The sequence below is a fragment of the Lactiplantibacillus sp. C232 genome, assembly GCF_023806725.1.
GTDB classification, from domain to species: domain Bacteria; phylum Bacillota; class Bacilli; order Lactobacillales; family Lactobacillaceae; genus Lactiplantibacillus; species Lactiplantibacillus plantarum.
This window is the reverse complement of record NZ_JAMSKZ010000053.1, coordinates 1-383: the sequence shown is the minus strand read 5'-3', so window position 1 is coordinate 383 and position 383 is coordinate 1. Positions and strand designations below refer to the sequence as shown.

1 protein-coding gene is annotated in these 383 nt (G+C 40.5%); it reads right to left on the bottom strand.

Translation table 11 applies throughout. From position 1 onward, the window contains the following. Positions 1-307, bottom strand: a 307-nt coding sequence (locus MZO41_RS16575; RefSeq protein WP_252129719.1) for a transposase, incomplete at its 3' end; no start/stop codon positions are given. Between the last annotated feature and the right edge of the window lie 76 nt (positions 308-383).

The window sequence follows — 383 nt, the reverse complement described above, 5'->3', positions numbered from 1 at the left end:
AAATTCTAAAGCGACAAATCGTCCGGTAGGACGGAATTTGGTCGGCAATTAACCACCCAGCTGGCTTGTTTTCACGGGCAAACCGTTCAATTTTACGACTGCTGAAAATGCCATAGCTGTACGCTAAAAGGACCAGTTTTAACATGGCACCGAGGTTATATTCCCGCGGACGGCCAAACTGGTAATCATATTTTAGTTTTAAACTCTCAACAAGCTGGTTGATGTAACGAGCAGAATGATGATCTTCTGGTTGGTAATCCAAGGCAATACTCAAAGTGGTTTGATTCATGTTATAATAATCTTGCATATTAGGAATGTCCTTTCGAGGATAATTTCGTAGAGTATCGGGTGCGACCGATGCTCTTTTTTTATTTTCTATTATA